The organism is Candidatus Seribacter sulfatis, assembly GCF_964187635.1.
Taxonomy (GTDB): domain Bacteria; phylum Verrucomicrobiota; class Verrucomicrobiia; order Opitutales; family Seribacteraceae; genus Seribacter; species Seribacter sulfatis.
The window spans coordinates 1-16284 of the sequence record NZ_CAXLMO010000112.1; the positions used below are offsets into that span (position 1 = coordinate 1).

The following is a 16284-nucleotide window of genomic DNA, read 5'->3' on the forward strand; positions in this document are numbered from 1 at the left end:
ACCCAAATGCTCAGTTTATATTTTGCTGAATTTTCAGTCACCTAACGGGTAATCGCCAAAGGAAAACGGAAATGCGTTCGATATCGATGTGACACTCTACGAAAGCCCTCCTCTCCCTTTGATGGGTCAGGTATTTTATAAGGCCATTGAATATCAATTTGTAAGGCAAGAAATCCATTACTTGGATGATGACGGTGTCGATGCTCAAGTGGATATTGTGAGCATTTAATGAGAAAATATCTTTCCGACTCAGGAAGCCATCTGTTGGACCACGGAGGCCCTGTTTCACTTCCTTTCATACCGAGAAGAGAAAGTGGCACACCTTGTGCAGATTGATTAAATGGAAAATTACTACCACCGGATTCATTAATCCAAAGTTCCTGCATTTGCCCATCCTCCTGACTCCCCGAATCATTCATCAAGGTTTTATCATACTCGATCACTTGTTCAAACTCGACTCGGTGCCCTTCTTTGGGAGCAACTAACAGTAGGCTCCACCGCTCGTCCTTCATATCCTCTGGTGTGGGGGATGAAATCCCTCTAATTCTTTTGGTTCCGCGCTCCACGAGACTAAAACCCATTCTTTCTAATTCAACTTGAACCGCATCTACTAATCCGTAGGCAATATTCTGCTCTCTTACCTTCCCCACCCCTTCGACTCCCCAGGGGAGAAACCCAAGTAACCCACCGATCAAAAATCCAAAAACTGCCAACGCAATGACCACTTCCAAGAGAGTAAAACCGTTCTTAGAAGATTTTCGAGAGCAACTCGATGGTTTCATCACGACCATAATTTATTCAAAATCTTCCAACTCCAATACAGCAAACCCGCCGTAACGGCGAAGTAATATACCGGCAATGGAATTAGGGTTATCAAAACGAAGGGGTTTTCCGGATTCACCTGGATTGGGGGAACCAACGCCCAAAACTAATTTCGGTGCTTTTTGTACGCCGGATCCAGAAGATTCAGGAAAAACGACATTACCTAGTTGGTTAAAGGCAAGATACCGAAATTGGTTATCCCCATTTTGTTCCCGCTCCCCCTTAAAAGAATCCGCTAAAGAAAAATCATCATTTTCATCGCTCCATATCGTATAGGCATCACTCCTCCATCCCTCTCCTGTTTCCGACTTATCTTCTCCCTCTGGAACAAAATAAACACCATCGGTTAAATATTTCCCTTCCCCCATTACAATCCACTTCACTTCACCGGTCGTTGAACATGTGTCCTGAACAATGAGTTCTACATAGCGGTGAAATTTATCCAAATCGGTCTCGGTATTATTGACAATTAATCGAGTCTCACTACCCGATAATGCAGCACGGGATCGTGCTTGCTGTACAAGTCCGAGTAATTCCCTCTGGGCGGCACCAAGCTCGGCACCACCGCCCCCGAGTAAGGAAAAGCCAACTAGTCCCATCATTAAACCCATCACTGCCAAAACAATCAATAATTCCAAAAGGGTGAACCCCTTTAGTTTAATTCGCTTTTGATAATAATCGATTTTCAAACGGTCAATCAGTCCTTTTCTAAATATTTCCCGACATCCCAGGAAAAAACATTTTCTGATTCTGTTTCACCGGTCTCATCAACGAGTACATAAATTCCAACTTTTTCACGAATCACAGATAATTTATCTTTTGCATTATCCACAACCTCCGAATCGTAATCCTGCTTAAGGGCGGAAAGAATTTCATCAACTGCTGCCGATCCTAACTTGATTAAACCATCCCCATCCTGATCAACTACGACCCGAATTTTAGTCCCGGCCCAGGAATCTGCAAGATATCCCTCTGGACCAAATTCATCTTCTGAAAATGAATGAAATTCTCGACCTTTTCGATTTTGATCCCTCAACTCACTGCCCTGATCAATGGGTTGCCATTCTGTTAAATCTGGATCCCATCTCATTCCCTTAAGTGCGATTATAAAAGATTCGTGATTTTCAGCTTCTGAGAGAAGCATTGGCACTCCTTCATCCTCCTCCAAAAGAAAGGGAGGAAAGTATTTATAAAATTCTTTATATTGATAAAGTTGAGTGACCCATGAGCGAAATATTGACTGTGATTTTTTTACTTTTGAACTCGTCAGTAAATCAAACACTTTGGGCCCCAACATTCCCATTAAAATGCCAATTACGGCAATAACCACTAATAATTCAATAAGGGTAAACCCTCGCAATTTGGATTTTTTCTTGTTCATAAAGCGGTTCACCATTTCCCCGGCTCAGTGTTTGGAATATTATCTTCGTCGATTGCTTCCTTGGTAGGAGTGGCAGTTAATTCTTGAGCAAAAACAGACGATTGTCCGTCCGCCCCCTTCGAAAAGAGTAAGAATCCTTTATGTCCATCCCGTCGTGGAAATTGATAGACATAGGGTTCGCTCCACGGATCCATTGGAAAAAAAGTCTCTCCTGAGTTCGGGTTCCAATCTTCTTCTTCCGGAAGAAAAATTTCATTTCGATTTCCTTTTTGAATTCCTAAAATAAGCGAATCGCCTGGAAGGAAACTTTTCCTCAAATCCTCTTGATCAAGAGGATCGCCATTACGGTCCACTAAGCCAGCCAATGACCGCAAGAGAAAGGCACCACACTCAAATATATCCTCTTCATTCGAAATTAAGTTGGTTCGTGGATATCCTCCCATTTCACTTTTGTATTGCTCAAGGGCTAAGGTAAGAGCACCAATATGGCTTTTGGCTTGTTTTTCATCTTGGGAACTTAATAAATAGTTCGCTCCCGAAAAAGTTATTCCCGCAAGAATTCCGATTATTACAATAACCACTAACAATTCTACTAGTGTAAAACCAAATTGGGTATGAGATCTTTTAATCATAGTTTAGTATCTATAATAGTAGTCTCAATCTTGCCAATTTTGTCAACCCCACGTTCACAGTAAGAACTTACTTATTGTCCATTACTAAAAAAACCGAACGATATTTTCTTTCGGTATTTTTTGAGTTCAGGAAATCCACAGACTACTAAAGAAATTCCATACACTAATACTCCAAGTGGGATCAAAACCATTAATTCCACAATGCTCGATAGCTTACTCTCCCCAAAATACTCCTGCTGAATGGTGAACCATAATATTCCCAGCATGGCAAAGGAAGAGATAATAATACTATTTACTGAAAAGGTTTTTTCTCCGAGAAGAGTTTTTAGATTAAAAACATTTAACCTTGTGCCCAGGAATAAAGTTTGTAAGCAGGCGGAAATTACATTGGCCCACGCCAGTCCAATCATTCCATAATATTGCATCAGCACTACACTCAAAACAAAATTAACGCATAAGCTAATGACCGCAGCATGTAATGGAGCCTTCATGTTCTTTTGGGAATGAAATGCTTTTACAAAATAGGCTGCCATTGCATAAAAGGGTAAAGCAAAACAAGAAATAACAAGAACCTCAGAGGCAAGCATAACATCTTTGCCTCCGAATTCTCCCCATTGAAAAAATACGCTTACTATAGAATCTGACAGTAGGGCTAATCCAATTGCTGCTGGTATAATCAAGCTCATTGTTAATCGAAATCCCCGAGCAAAATAATTTTTGTACTCATTATTTTGCTCTTTTTGAAATGCCTTGGATAATTGTGGGAAAACAACCGTTGAGATCGAAATCGCAAAAACCCCAAGCGGAAGTTCAATCAAACGAGCAGAAAGAAAAAGGTAAGATAATGCCCCCTCATCCTCCAAGCGGTAAGCCAAGAAACGGGATACCATGATATTAACTTGCGAAACTGCTGCACTAAAAGCACCGATCAAAAAGAGTCCTTTTATTTTTTCCAATCCAGAGGAGCTCGAAAAATTAAACTTCCACCGCCAATCAAAAGATTGCCTTAATTGAATCCACGGCCAAACGGTCTGGAATATTCCACCGACCAGAACTGCGACACATAATGCCATACCCAGCTCCAACCCCCGCCAAGACATGCCAAAGTAACAAAATGCCAAGCCCCCAATCATCGCGATATTTAGAATAATGGGGGAGAAGGCGCCGGCAAAAAAACTTTTATGTGTATTTAATGCCCCGACTATAATAGCGGATATACATATGAGAAGAACATAGGGAAAAATAATGGAATTTAAGAAAAGACCATCGATCCACTTCTGACTTTCTACCCAATAGTAGTTCGAGGCCCACCATGACAATAGGCATACAACAATCGATATTATAGAGAGGAGGAAAAATAATCTCGTTAAAACCTGATTCAGGACATCGTTTGCATTTTGTAGAGAATGGGATTCTTTTACCTCCGAATAAACCGGTATAAAGGCAGAACTCAAGGTACCTTCCCCAAGCATTCTTCTGAACAGATTGGGTAATGTGAATGCGAGAATGAAAGCATCTCCGATCGCAGAAACTCCGAAACAGGTAAAAAAAAGAACATCTCGAAAAAGGCCAAGAAATCGAGAAACAATGGTGAGTCCACTAACGAGCGAGATGCTATTGGTTAAACTCGTCATTCTAAAACGCTTTCCTTACTTTCAGGAAAGAAATTGAAAGCACCAATAAAAATCAAACACTTTCAGACTCCACGCATTCTGCCAAAAGAGTTCTTGCTTCGTGCTCGGGGTCTTCATGTCCTTGCTTCTGGGCAAGCACAATGGTTTGCTTCAGTGGTTCGCAAGCTGCTTCTTTTTGCTCAACTGCGATCAATGCCTTACCCAAGAGTAATGTAACCATCATCCAATCATTTCTTTTTTCAAAACAAATTCGGAGGTGAAGGATGGACTCTTCGTATTCACCAGTTTCGTAGTAAACCTGTGCCAAGCTAAAGCGATTAAGCAAATTATCAGGGTTCTTCGCTAATTTATCAAGATACAGGCTAATTCTCTCAGACATAAGAGAGGTGCTAATTTAAGAAATTTTGAGACAAACAGCAGTGGAATTATCAGTTCCACCATTTTGGTTTGCCAAATCAATTAACGAGTGGACAAAAGACATCGGATCTAATTCATTGATCATTTTTTCGATTTCAGGCAATGCAACCATGTTGGTTATTCCATCTGAACAAATTAGAATCGAACTTCCAGGTGCCATTGCAATCTCTCCGATATCGACCTCAAAGTCGATGTCTTGGCCCATACAACGGGTAAGCGTGTGCATGTAGTGCTCGGGCATATCGATGGCTGCCTCTGGTCCATGTTTGTCAATCAGTTCATCTCCGAGCGTATGACACTTCGAAACCTTATTAAGTCCATTTTCATCATGGATATAGATAGAAGAATCCCCCACATGTACAAAAACCATTTTATCACCCACTTGGCGAAGCCCGGAAAAAGTACAACCAATTCCATTTTCTCCCCCCACAATGGTACCACACTCTACAATGTTTTGGTGAATGGAATGAGCAAGTAACCTTAATTCCTGCTCGGTAGTGCAATCATCTGTATCGTAAATAGATGATCTAAAAAATTGAACGGCCAACTTGCTTGCCAATGCCCCAAAAGGAAGTCCTCCCACTCCATCCGCCACTGCATATATTCCCCGATGCTCATCAACTAAGAAAGAATCTTCGTTTTTTTCACGAACGAATCCAACATCGCTATGTCCATGTGAGGTTAAAATCATATTGTAGGCAAGGGTAAGGTTTTAATTATTGATACCAATAAAAGGGAAAGGTCAATTTTGAAAATTTATTAAGAAAGTTCAAGATTCTTTTACTCCTCATTGAAAAGATTAGGCAAAAGATCGGTTGAATTTATAATTTCATAGTCTTTTTTAGGAAATTCTCTGATAAAATCTTTCCCATATCCTTTTTTTAATATTCGAGAATCTAAAATAACCAGCTCACCGACATCATTTTTAGATCTTATTAAGCGACCCATTCCCTGCCTCAAACGAATTACTGCAGAGGGTAAAGTAAGTTCCATAAAAGCACTTTTACCCTCTTTCCCCAAAACCTCTGATTTTGCCTCGAGTACGGGATGACTCGGATTTTCGAAGGGTAATCGGGTAATGATAACTTGGGAGAGACAGGGTCCCTTCGCATCAAAGCCTTTCCAAAAACTTTCCGCACCTAAAAGCAGAACATCCTGTTCTTCAATCATTTTATCTCGTAGATCGGACCGCGAAAGCCCTTCTCCTTGTGCATAGACTGATCGCCCCAATTTCTTCCATCGTGGAAGCAAATTTTGATAACAAAACTTCAGATCCGAATAATTGGTAAATAAAACTAATGTTCCTCCCTCTATACTGGTAGCGCAGCCGTGTAGCACTTCAACCATGTACTCTAAATAAGGTAAGCGGTTGTTGGACATAGGATCAGGACAGTCGGCTAAAACCCGTATTTGTAGATTAGACTCATAATCAAAAGGAGAATCTACTATTCCCTCTTCCACATGCTCCACACCAATCGTGGATCGAAAGGCAGATGCATTCCCCTTACGGGTTAATGTCGCACTCGTCATGAGTACAGAAACATCTCGGGAGAAAAGTTGTCCTTGTAACACTTTTGCAATTTCCAAAGGGGCACTTCGTAAGTGAATGATCTGATTCTGCTTCCCTGTTCGTTCAATCCAGTAAACAGAATTATTATCCTTAAGCTCAATCACCTCGGATAAACCATTTAGATATCCCTGCATTCTTCGGGCTTGGTCTTTTAATTCCATCTTCAGGGATTCATCATCCGTTAACTCACCCAGCTCCACTAAACATCGGCATAGTCTACTCAAGGGCGGAAATACTTCCATGGGTAAAACACCCTTCTCTAAAAGTCGGATACGGTCCTTTCCACCCAGGGTTTTCGCATGTAAATATTGAAAGAAGTCCGCGACAGCAAATTCCGCATTTTCTACGGCTTCAAAGTCCACGCTCCTCCCGATTCGTGATATCAGTCCCTTTCGTTTCTTTGGGTTAAAGATCCTCCTTACACTCATCTCTAATGCCCATGAGCTAATCGATAATCCTAGATGGTCGCCCGCAACCTCAGGCATTTCATGGGCTTCATCAAAAATAACAAAATCATTGGCGAACATAACCCCTCCCTTGTCATCATTTGGTCCAAATCCAGCACCCATTAAAGAAAAAAGTAAACTATGATTCACAATTACCAAATCAGATTCCTCAACCTCCGCCCTCGCCCTTCGGTAAAAACAGTTTTCTGGCTTACATCTTTTGGATGAACAAAGCGATGAATCAGCACTTACTGCATCCCATACCGCTCCCATAGGAAGGGGAGATAATTCCTGCCGAATGCCTTCGACAGCACCCTTATTTGCCCACTCGGCAATCCTCTCTAACTCCCGTTTTTGTCGGCCCTCAAATAATTCACCCTGACCGCTTAAAGCACGATGTAATCGAGTCGTGCATAAGTAGTTAGCTCGCCCCACTAAGAGTGCGCAGCGGAAATCCTTAAAGCTTTCGAGGGCAGGATTGGACTCCATTAAAGATCGAAGAGCAGGAATGTCTTTATTTAAGAGTTGTTCCTGTAAACTTATCGTGTTGGTGGCCACGACACAGGGTCTTTTTCGCGTGCATGAGAAAAGAACGGACGGCACTAAATAAGCCAAGCTCTTGCCTACTCCTGTTCCCGCTTCAAATAATAGGTGGCTTTCATTCAAAAGTGCATGCGCAGTCGACTTTGCCATTTCATGCTGCTCTGGTCTATGTTCAAAATCGAGGGCATTTTCCAACCACCCACCCTCTTTAAAAATGAAATCGACGATAGAAGATAAATCAAATTCATCTTCCTCCACAGCTGTATCAGCAAATCGAATCATCACTATGCAATTTAAAAAGTACTTACTTTCTACTCAGGTCGAACAAAAGGATTTCCACGTCGCTCGTTGCCAACAGTAGTATTGGGACCATGCCCCGGGAGAATTTCCGTTTCTTCGGGCAGGGTATAAATCTTTTTTTGAATCGAACTCTCCAATGTGGAGAAATCTCCACCAGGTAGATCAGCACGCCCAATGCTCTGGGCAAAAATAACATCTCCCACAAAACAAATTTTTTCGGCTTCCACAAAAAAGATTACATTTCCAGGACAGTGACCAGGACAATGGTACACTGAAACCTTTCGACCCAATAAATCTAAAGTGTCCCCCTCTTCTACCCATTGGGTAATCGCGATTGGCTGGAATTCCATTCCTGGAATCGCGAATGTGGACATCACTGCTGGTTTCTCAAAAAGCATTTGGTCGGCAAGATGACCGACCACTTTGACTGAACTAGTTGCTAATTCAGCAGCACCTGCCATGTGATCCCAATGTCCATGCGTTAACCAAATCTCAGTGAGTAAAAGCGATTCCCTTTCGAGAATAGGAATTACCTCCTCTTTCGACTCAGGAGGGGCATCGATCAATATCGCCTCTTTCCCTCCCTCCTCCCACACCAAATAAGCATTCGTTCCAATTGGTCCCAATTCCATTTTCTTTATTCGCAAAGAATTCATGAATTTACTCAAGCTGAAGCGCTGATGGATTCCAAGCAAATTACCAACTTTAGATTCGTAATCACGAACACCGATCAATCCATTAATTTAATTAATAAACTTAATTAAAAAATAAAATACTGCTTGACAGAAGCTATGTTAATGAGCACCAATAGTAAAAGTGATGTCAAGGATGGTGGTAGCTTTTAAAATCTTCCGGTTCTTCGGAATGAGGCTCCCTTGGCACATAATTCTAAAACAGAGGATACTATGAAGGATGTGATCTCACAGGTACACGAATGGATAAAACTCGTTTCCCAAGTTGGCATTGGATTAATTGCACTTGGGATTGTCGTTGAAATTGTCTTTGGCAAAGGTGCGATATTTGGAGCAAGTGTCGTTCAAAACTTGTCTCAGATAGTGGCGGAAATTGGCGGTGAAAATGGATTTGTTGGTCTAGTGGCTATCCTGATTATTTTGGCCATTTTCCAAAGAAACAAATAATAAACTTTCAGAGTACATTTAGCTTCTGAAATAAATAAACCTAAAAGTGGGGAAAAAATAAATGGAAAATGTAGCAAAAAAACTAAAAGACACTATTGGTGGCTTAACCGAAATCTTGATCGTTGCAATTGGACTACTTGTAGTCGTGCAAATTGTCTTCGGAGCCGGTGGAGAAAATGGTGGAATTGACATAATAGGAAATATAACCGGTGTGGTTGATTCCTTTATCGGAACGGGTGCAAGTTTGGCCAGTCTTGTTGCACTATTGATTGTAATGGCGGTGCTAGGTAAAAAAGGCTAAATTAAATCTACAGTTATTAAAGAAGGGGCGAGATCGCCCCTTTTTTTTGTAATTACATAAATTGAATAATTTTAAAAGTGAGTAACACCCTATTGATTTCGATTTTTACATTGCCATTCTAGTTTAATTCTAAATGGCTATGTTTCCGATGCGTATCCTATTCACAATTACATTTCTATATGCTGTAGGGGCGAATTTTTTGCATTCACAAACGGTTTCGGTAACGGGCTCTTCCTCATTAACGACTGGGGGTACGGTTTCATATCCGGGTTACTATGGATTAGATGAAATTAATTACCCCCCCACAATAATAACTGATTCCTCTGGAAATTCCTACGGACTTTGGTTCTCTTCTTCCTCCTCAGTCTATACAAACTCAACGGTTTACCTTTTTGCTACACCCACTAACGGGTATTATTTTTCTGGTTGGTCGGGTGATTCTAATAGCACGGCAAATCCGCTTTCAATTACTTCAAGTACAAACTTCAATGTAACGGCCAACTTCACTCCAAACCCAATTATAGTATCGGTCGGAAAATCTCCGACAATAGGAGGAACTGTGTATCAACCTTACTATACTGCCGACCCTGGCGGAGGAACTGCCTATACCTTTCAAAATTCTCTTGGACAATATTACTCACTCTGGTACACAACAAATCAATATGTTCCGGTAAATGCCTCAGTTTATATTCAGGCGGTTCCCGCAATTGGATATTACTTTTCTGGTTGGACTGGGGATGTGAATGGCACATCAAACCCAATTGCAGTAACTGCTACTGAAGATCTCAATGTGACGGCCAATTTTGAACTGCTCACCTTTACAGTTTCATCTGAAGTGATTGGCGAGGGAAATGTTTCCGGTGCCGGTTCTTATTCCTACGGTTCTTTAGCTAACCTTACTGCAAATAACTCATCCACCACTACTTTTTTAGGGTGGGATACAAACAACACCACAGATGGGAACTGGTCTTCTGCTTATCTCGGGTATTACCTCAATCAAACCACTCCACTAAGCGTTCAAATCACTCAGGATGTAAATTATAAAGCTTATTTCAGTACTAATGTTTACCCTACTGACAACAACCTCACCACTTCTTTTAAAGAATTTTTAGCCAGCAATCCATACGCATTATATTTTTCAGGTATCCCCCTCACCAAAAATCCTGCAAAGCTGACCCAAGCTCACCTCGAAGGGCTCACCTATTTCACGGCACCAGAGAATGGAAGAATCATTCGGAATCTAGAAGGTATTCAATTCGCAAAAAACCTTCAATCTCTGATTATAAAAGAGAATGGAATAAGTGATATATCGCCCCTTCTCAATATTGGAAGTATTACCACTTTGGATTTGAGCGGGGGGAGTACCATTTCTTCATTGGAAGGAATCGAAAAACTTTCATCGCTTCAATATTTGTACCTCAACAAACATCGTATTTCAAGCCTCTCCCCTCTCGCAAAGTTACCTTATTTATATTATTTAAAAATAAAAGAAAACTACCTCGACCTTTCAGATGTGGGAACACAAGGCGAAATAAGTGCTCTGAGGCAGTATGCATTCGTTGAAGTTGAACAGCAAATTCCTGTTCCCATTCAAAACCTTTCGGTGGGGATGGCTTCGATCAAAGAAAAACTAAAACTCGACTCCACCGACCCCCATGCCAATTTTGTTTATGCCTTGGAACTCCTCCTTAATCTAGTTGAGGATAACAGTACAAACTCTCTTAAAGCACTTGCTCTTGCACTGGGTGCAAATCAAGAAATTGGCTCTTTCTCCCTTCCCGACATCTGGTTGGAAGGTTTACACTACGGAAATAATATCAATCCAACCTTTCAATTTGATGAGATTCAAACTTACCTCCAGGGCACCTTTGTTGTTACCCTTGAGATTGCCAACCTCTACCTGGCTCAAATTCCGGCGAGTACAACCTACATTACACTGACTCAAGATTTTACTGGTTTAGAACAGGTGCTTTATGCTGACATGGGGGATGTCTTATTACTCAAGTCTATCATTAAGGCATTGATTGGTGCCTCTCAAGTAATCATGAGTTATGAATGGCCAATGAATGGCTTTACCGCCAAGCAAATGCACGATACAGGCATGGTCAATTTAGAATCACTTTTTGATTCTTCTAGCCAGTTCGGCTCGCTTAAAAAGAAGAATTTTCTTGCTGAATCAAAGGCAAATATTAAGGACGCAATTACTTTTTATAAAAGTGCATCCGAATACCTAAGATACAGGATCACGGAAAAAAGGTTTTTTAATTTGGACAGTTCTGACCTTTCCAGGGAGGAAAGGTTTCGTAATGATTTAGACGATGTAATGATCTCGCTCGATTATCGAATCGACCTGAATAATTCTGAGACTCAAAACGATGTGATACATTTAAAGAATTTCTTTCTTGGAAAAGTGGACTTGTCCGACTCCATGCCCTCACCGGTGGGTAACAAATTTGAATCCTCAATAGTCAAGGACCCCACCTTTGGGGGAGTGGTTCCCTTTTGGAAGGCAGAAACTCTCAAACAACAGCTGGAGCAGGCAAACCTAGTTTCCTCCGACGCAATCGAAGGTGTGACCGAAGTGAAAAATGCCCCGAACTGGAAGCAGTCTAATTGGCTCGGTTACTTTTATATTCCCACGCGCAACGATAATAGCAAATTTTGGATGTATCATTTAAAACTCGGCTGGGTTTATCTGTCCTCGACCACTCCTTCTGATATTTGGCTCTTCCAGCAATCTTCGAATGCATGGCTTTGGACAAAAAAATCATCCTTCCCTTACCTCTACAAACAATCTGAAAAGACCTGGTATTACCTCATTGAATCGGGAAAAATGATTAAATGGAATGGTAAAGAATGGACCAAGATTCCTAAGTAATCAATCTGCTTAATTGTCTGTGCTCAGATAAATAATTTCGTAAAGTAAATTATTATGTAATGTAGAAATTTATTTATTTATTTTGCCGTTAAACAATACCATTAAGTTTACTAATTTAGTTCATTCCAAGAGACACAACCTTCAAAGCCAAAATAGTTTAACTTTATTACATTATTGCGCGGTACAGTTTATCAATAAATAAAGTTTTTTTATAAGATCGATAATTCTAAGGTATCAATATTATTAAAATAAAGATTGGAATTAATTCGATCCCTATCAATAAACTCTAAATGGAAGACCTAAATAAAAATGGGAATGAAAAAATAGTGTTTGCTGACGACCAAAGAACAGATCAAAAAAACCTCATGCCAGTAGAAAACTGATACTCTCAACTTTTTATAAGACTTGATTTATATTGACAGAATCTACAGAAACAGCAAATGATAAATTAACTTTAACGCTTTAAATGATAATTAACCAATACCATAAAATAACAAGTAGAGTTATTTTAATACACCATTAAGCTCGTAATATTGATGAATTTCTTAAAGTTTTTAATTTGTTTTCAGTTCGTAATGTTAAACACATTACTCTCGTCGACATGGCAAAGTTATTGGAATTCACAAAAATCAGCCACATCCCCTGATCAAATTACATATTTATATGCAAGCGATAAAGGAATTAATGGGCTATCGGGTATCGAACAACTCAGTAATTTACAGTATGCATTCTTAGGCGATAATAATTTCAATAATGAAGATTTAGATTACTTATTTCAATTAACATCCTTGATCAATTTAGACATTAGCTATGGAGGAAAACTTACCTCAATTGACGGAATTCAGAAGTTAACCAACTTGCACAACTTGGAACTTGAGGGTCAAAAATTGACCTCACTTAAACCGTTCCTGGAAATGCCCAATCTTAAATATATCGATATTGAGGAAAATTACATCAACCTTGCTGACTCTGATAACAGAGCTGATTTAGCAACGCTTCGTTCCAGTGGAGTGGATGTGGATATTACTCCGCAAGTACCAATTTCAGTTCAAAATTTGTCTGGGCAAATGTTGAATCGGGAAAACTCTTTTCTGTCTTCTCCTAATGACCCAAAAGCAAATTTCATTTATGCATTCGAACAGCTCTTAAATTTACTGGAGGAAGATGATGCCTCCTCCTTAAAGCAAGTTGCAATTAACGGCGGAGCTGCTTCTTCTCTTATTGATTTTTCCCTACCCGACCTTTGGAGAAATGATTTGGATTATGATGAGAACTCCGACCTAAACTCGGTTGCAGATCTAGGCCAAATTGAAGATTTCATGGTGGATGTGTTTATCCCTCGACTCACTGTTATTAATTCACACTTCTCTAAAATGGCTACCCACGACGGGACAATTATACTCACTCAAGATTTCACTGGCAAGGAAGACACCATTGAAGTCGATTCTGGTGACGCCTATATGATCATGGCTTTCGTTGAGGCATTAAAAGCATTTGCCCAGACAATATCGAGTTATGACTGGGATTATAACTTGAAAGAATTAGAAGGCCTTGAGGAAGACGATTTAGTAAACCTAGAAACTTTACTTGCCCCCTCCGATCGATTCATGAAATTTGGTAGATTAAAATCATCAAACCAACTCATTGCTGCAAAGGAATCATTTAAAAATGCGATCAGTCATTATAAAAATGGGGCTGATCGGATGAAACTACGTCTTGGACAGTCGAGATTATTAGAAATGACAACTGATGACTTAGACGATGAATTGGAACTCAGGTCTGACTTAGAAGAATTCTTGCTAGCTCTAGACAATAATCACAATTTGGATGATAGTTCTAATCAAGATATAATTAGTTTAAATTCATTCTTCGCCGGTAAATTTGATCCTGGTATACAGTTGCCGGAAGCAGTTGGAGAAAAGTTTGTAACTTCTGAAGTGACCGACCCTACTTTTGGTGGACTTTTGCCAAATTGGACTCAATCAATCGTAGCTCAACATGCCAAAGATGAAGACCTCGTAACAAACGATGCGATCGCCGGTGCAGTAGAGGTTAAAGGTGCACCCAATTGGAAAAAAGCGGGGTGGCTTGGGTATTTCTATGCTCCGAATCGCCAACAAGGATCCAATGAATTTCTAATGTTTCATGGATTATTAGGTTGGTCGTATGTAAAAGCAGATTCTCCCACAAATATCTGGATTTATTACTTTGACAGCAAAGAATGGTTCTGGACAAAAACCTCTGAATTTCCAAATATTTACAGATCTAATGACCAAAACTGGTATTACCCTTATGCATACAAGAAATTTTATATGTGGAGTAGTAATAGTTGGAATAGTGTTAATCTGTAAAAAAAAACTATCCTGGATTGTTTTACTCTTTATTTGTCCTAGTTTATACGGATCAAATATTCATCGGTTCTCGGAGTTTAAAAACTTCAATTCTACCTATTACAATAGCGAGACTGGAAAACCAGCATTGAGCTTTTACTTCAAGGAAATTTCTAAGGAATCTCCCAAGATTGGATTCTTCAAATTTTCAATTCCGTTTTTCTATGTGGAAGACCTAATTGTAAAAATAGAAATGGAAAATATGGAAAGTCAAAGCCTGATAAAGGATATTAAAGAATATCATAAAAAACAGGCGATTCGTTTTTTGCAGGCAAGAAATGTCAAAGTTCAATTTCATCTAAAAGGAGAAAATAATCTTTTTATTTCTGCAAACTCTATGAAATTAAGAAATAATGGGAGTTATCATTTTGGAGGGAATGTAAAAATTAAGATTAACAGCAAAATTTCCGAATTTTCGTCCTTATCGCTTATTTTTTCAAAAGGAAATGAACCCTATTCTTTAACCAATCAGAATGAGCAAACTGTGCTCAAAATATTTGAATCTTTCCATTCCATAGAATCTGAAGTACTTTCTAAACCATGAAAAGTTCCTTTGAATTAGCCATGGAAAGAATGGGGGGTAGTAGCTCCGCTTTGTCCGATGATCAGAAAAAAACTATTGCGGAGATTGACTCCAAGTACAAAGCAAAGATTGCAGAGAGGAAAATCTTTCTCGAAAAGAGCATATCAGATGCTCTGCAAAAAGACCTGCATGAAGAGGTCGATACCCTTCGTAAGCAGGTTGCAGAAGAGATTAGCTCACTTGAAAATAAAGCGGAAAACGAAAAGGAAAAAATTCACGAGCAAAATTAAATCCCTCGGATTGTCAGTCGCTTCTAGGTTAGCCCGCTTTTGCTTTCCGATATGATATAATGTAGAGCATTGCTAATGGCACTCCATAATCTCCCCAACGCTCAATCCATTCGAAAATATTGACAATCCCCATCCCTGCAACGGTATCCGCGGGGACATATAGAAACTCAGTAAAAATCTTCCATCCCAAGGCAAGGAAAATCAGCGGGCGGAATGGAGCAATAAAAACTAACACTCCCAAGGCAAATTCAGCATACCCCACTTGGGTAATAAATCCTACATCTGCATTGACTCCGATCGATTGCCAATGATCGATAAGCATTTTCTTCTCTACCGCAAAGCCAAACCCTGCATGCCCAATAAGGAGTAATGCAAGGCAAGTTTTCAATAAAAAGAAAATAGTATCAATGGTGGAATCCTTGAGCTTGGGTTCCTTATAAGGAGTTACTAAATCTTTACCAGTTAATGTAAACGCTCCGGCCATAACCAATAGAATGAATGGAGGTCCCCAATTCCCTGCCCTTTCCCAAAATTCCCATGTTTGCATTTTTGCCACCCTCATCGATTCAGTAGCCAACTGGACAACCCATTCACCATCTACTTGAATCTTTTCTAGATTACCAGCAAGGGGTCGTAAAATTGCAGTCCACAAGGCCCATAAAAACATCCAAATCAAGACCGTACGGTTTGGCTTTCGTAACAATATGACCGCCATTAAAATATCAAACAGGCCAATTAATGGTTGTAACTTCCAAGCAATCTCAGGCTCAATTCCTTGCGAGGCAAAGAAAGGAAGCCAACCTGACTTGGTAATTATTCCCCAGGTGCCATGTCCAATAAAGCACAATGCTGCAGTGATTCGTAAGGTCCAATGTAACTGAGTTTGTAGGGTATCCTTATTACCAGAGTGTGAAGAAAATAATCCGTGGAGGAAGAACTCGTGTGCTTTCATAAGTAATTCTTAATTGGATAATAAATTTAAGTAAAGACGATAGATCAATCGGAGTTGACTCAATAA

Annotated in this window: 16 protein-coding genes; 6 read left to right on the plus strand and 10 right to left on the minus strand. The window is 39.9% G+C overall.

What is annotated here, in order from left to right; translation table 11 throughout:
• Positions 1-41: 41 nt before the first annotated feature.
• The 9 genes from ACKPQ5_RS10120 to ACKPQ5_RS10160 all read right to left on the minus strand — a co-directional run bounded on the left by ACKPQ5_RS10120 (position 42) and on the right by ACKPQ5_RS10160 (position 8401).
• Positions 42-782 carry a type IV pilus modification PilV family protein gene (locus ACKPQ5_RS10120; protein ID WP_407679031.1) on the minus strand — a complete coding sequence of 247 codons (741 nt, stop codon included), beginning with the start codon at positions 780-782 and terminating at the stop codon, positions 42-44.
• A 12-nt stretch (positions 783-794) separates the two neighbouring features.
• On the minus strand, positions 795-1511 hold the full coding sequence (locus ACKPQ5_RS10125) for a pilus assembly FimT family protein (protein WP_407678989.1): 717 nt from the start codon (positions 1509-1511) through the stop codon (positions 795-797).
• An 8-nt stretch (positions 1512-1519) separates the two neighbouring features.
• Complete coding sequence (locus ACKPQ5_RS10130; RefSeq protein WP_407678990.1) at positions 1520-2203, minus strand: type II secretion system protein; 684 nt, start codon at positions 2201-2203, stop codon at positions 1520-1522.
• An 8-nt stretch (positions 2204-2211) separates the two neighbouring features.
• Positions 2212-2835, minus strand: coding sequence for a type II secretion system protein GspG (locus ACKPQ5_RS10135; protein ID WP_407678991.1), 624 nt, complete (start codon positions 2833-2835; stop codon positions 2212-2214).
• Between the two features lie 71 nt (positions 2836-2906).
• On the minus strand, positions 2907-4469 hold the full coding sequence (murJ, locus tag ACKPQ5_RS10140) for a murein biosynthesis integral membrane protein MurJ (protein ID WP_407678992.1): 1563 nt from the start codon (positions 4467-4469) through the stop codon (positions 2907-2909).
• Positions 4470-4521: 52 nt separating this feature from the next.
• Entirely contained in the window at positions 4522-4848 is a 327-nt protein-coding gene (locus tag ACKPQ5_RS10145) for a tetratricopeptide repeat protein (protein WP_407678993.1), read from the minus strand.
• Between the two features lie 15 nt (positions 4849-4863).
• Positions 4864-5577, minus strand: coding sequence for a PP2C family protein-serine/threonine phosphatase (locus tag ACKPQ5_RS10150; RefSeq protein WP_407678994.1), 714 nt, complete (start codon positions 5575-5577; stop codon positions 4864-4866).
• A gap of 89 nt (positions 5578-5666) precedes the next feature.
• Complete coding sequence (locus tag ACKPQ5_RS10155) at positions 5667-7727, minus strand: ATP-dependent DNA helicase (protein WP_407678995.1); 2061 nt, start codon at positions 7725-7727, stop codon at positions 5667-5669.
• A gap of 29 nt (positions 7728-7756) precedes the next feature.
• The gene (locus tag ACKPQ5_RS10160; protein WP_407678996.1) at positions 7757-8401 is read right to left on the minus strand and encodes an MBL fold metallo-hydrolase; all 645 of its coding nucleotides are present in this window, start codon (positions 8399-8401) and stop codon (positions 7757-7759) included.
• A 219-nt stretch (positions 8402-8620) separates the two neighbouring features.
• On the opposite strand from ACKPQ5_RS10160, the gene ACKPQ5_RS10165 reads away from it, so the two are divergent.
• The 6 genes from ACKPQ5_RS10165 (at position 8621) to ACKPQ5_RS10190 (ending at position 15266) form a co-directional block, all read left to right on the plus strand.
• Entirely contained in the window at positions 8621-8884 is a 264-nt protein-coding gene (locus tag ACKPQ5_RS10165) for a hypothetical protein (RefSeq protein ID WP_407678997.1), read from the plus strand.
• A gap of 61 nt (positions 8885-8945) precedes the next feature.
• On the plus strand, positions 8946-9185 hold the full coding sequence (locus ACKPQ5_RS10170; protein WP_407678998.1) for a hypothetical protein: 240 nt from the start codon (positions 8946-8948) through the stop codon (positions 9183-9185).
• Between the two features lie 199 nt (positions 9186-9384).
• On the plus strand, positions 9385-12063 hold the full coding sequence (locus ACKPQ5_RS10175) for an InlB B-repeat-containing protein (protein ID WP_407678999.1): 2679 nt from the start codon (positions 9385-9387) through the stop codon (positions 12061-12063).
• Positions 12064-12638: 575 nt separating this feature from the next.
• Positions 12639-14414 (plus strand): leucine-rich repeat domain-containing protein, encoded by a 1776-nt coding sequence (locus tag ACKPQ5_RS10180; protein WP_407679000.1) that lies wholly within the window; start codon positions 12639-12641, stop codon positions 14412-14414.
• A gap of 205 nt (positions 14415-14619) precedes the next feature.
• Positions 14620-14997, plus strand: a complete 378-nt coding sequence (locus tag ACKPQ5_RS10185; RefSeq protein ID WP_407679001.1) for a hypothetical protein — start codon at positions 14620-14622, stop codon at positions 14995-14997.
• Entirely contained in the window at positions 14994-15266 is a 273-nt protein-coding gene (locus ACKPQ5_RS10190; protein WP_407679002.1) for a hypothetical protein, read from the plus strand. Before ACKPQ5_RS10185 ends, ACKPQ5_RS10190 begins: the two co-directional genes overlap by 4 nt.
• Before the next feature lie 28 nt (positions 15267-15294).
• Here ACKPQ5_RS10190 and ACKPQ5_RS10195 read toward each other — a convergent pair whose 3' ends face one another.
• Positions 15295-16218, minus strand: coding sequence for a hypothetical protein (locus tag ACKPQ5_RS10195; RefSeq protein WP_407679003.1), 924 nt, complete (start codon positions 16216-16218; stop codon positions 15295-15297).
• Positions 16219-16284 lie beyond the last annotated feature (66 nt).